General features: G+C 42.6%; 2 protein-coding genes. Both read left to right on the plus strand.

Translation table 11 applies throughout. The features are described 5' to 3' along the window. The first annotated feature begins 92 nt into the window (after window positions 1–92). Window positions 93–704 carry a 50S ribosomal protein L25/general stress protein Ctc gene (locus tag H5072_RS20195; protein WP_002958549.1) on the plus strand — a complete coding sequence of 204 codons (612 nt, stop codon included), beginning with the start codon at window positions 93–95 and terminating at the stop codon, window positions 702–704. Between the two features lie 19 nt (window positions 705–723). Then, window positions 724–1,035, plus strand: a 312-nt coding sequence (gene pth / locus H5072_RS20200) for an aminoacyl-tRNA hydrolase (protein ID WP_182694606.1), incomplete at its 3' end; no start/stop codon positions are given.

The raw sequence follows: 1,035 nt of genomic DNA on the forward strand, positions 1-1,035 counted from the left end.
TATTTTATCTGGGCGTGGTGGTATGATAGCGCGCCTTTTGGCTAGGGACCTTGGTCGCAAAGGCCCTACACATTTAAATAACTGGAGACATCATGTCTAACAAAACTTATACGTATAACGCTGAACTTCGCGTAGAAACTGGTACTGGTGCGAGCCGCCGCCTACGTCGCGAAGACAAAGTTCCTGCAATCCTTTACGGAGCTGATAAAGAAGCTTTATCTCTTACTTTTGCTCATAAAGATATGATCAAAGCTCAAGAAGACGAAGGTTTCTACACGCATATCCTTACGCTTAACGTTGATGGCGAAGCTGTTGAAGTAATCTTAAAAGATATCCAACGTCACCCATTCAAGCCTAAGCTTACTCACCTTGATTTCCAACGTGTAGATGCTACTCATAAATTTCAAACTAAAGTTCCTCTACACTTCATCGGTGAAGAGATTGTAACTAAAGCTGGCGCAACTGTTGTTCACCAGTTAACTGAAGTTGAAATTACGTGTCTTCCAAAAGCACTTCCAGAATTCATTGAAGTAGATGTTTCTAAGTTTGTTGTTGGCGATTCAGTTCATATCTCTGACCTAACTTTCCCTAAAGGCGTTAGCTCTGTAGATTTAGCTAAAGGCGAAGGCCATGATCAGTCTATCCTGACTATCAAAGCAAACAAAGCAGCTCCAGTTGAAGACGACGCTGCAGCAGCAGAATAATATTTAAGGTCTCGCAACCTTGAATTCTATTCAAATGCTTGTGGGCCTGGCTAATCCAGGCCCCGAATACGCAAACACACGCCACAATGCAGGTGCTTGGTTCATCGAGCAAATCGCTGCACGCTATAACTGCACTCTAAAACACGATCCTAAATATCACGGCCTTACAGGCAAAGTGATCATTCAAGGCCAAGAATTCAAATTATTGATCCCCACTACTTACATGAATTTAAGTGGTAAAGCGGTCAGTAGTTTAGCTAATTTTTTCAAAATCCCTGTCGAGGACATTTTAGTTGCCCATGACGAATTGGATTTAGACCCAGGCGTTGCC

The sequence above is a fragment of the Pseudoalteromonas sp. SR45-5 genome, from assembly GCF_014163565.1.
Taxonomy (GTDB): domain Bacteria; phylum Pseudomonadota; class Gammaproteobacteria; order Enterobacterales; family Alteromonadaceae; genus Pseudoalteromonas; species Pseudoalteromonas distincta.

What these genes read in the sequence shown, in the direction of transcription:
- H5072_RS20195 (WP_002958549.1), top strand. Translation starts at nt 93, where the DNA reads ATGTCTAACAAAACTTATACGTATAACGCTGAACTTCGCGTAGAAACT.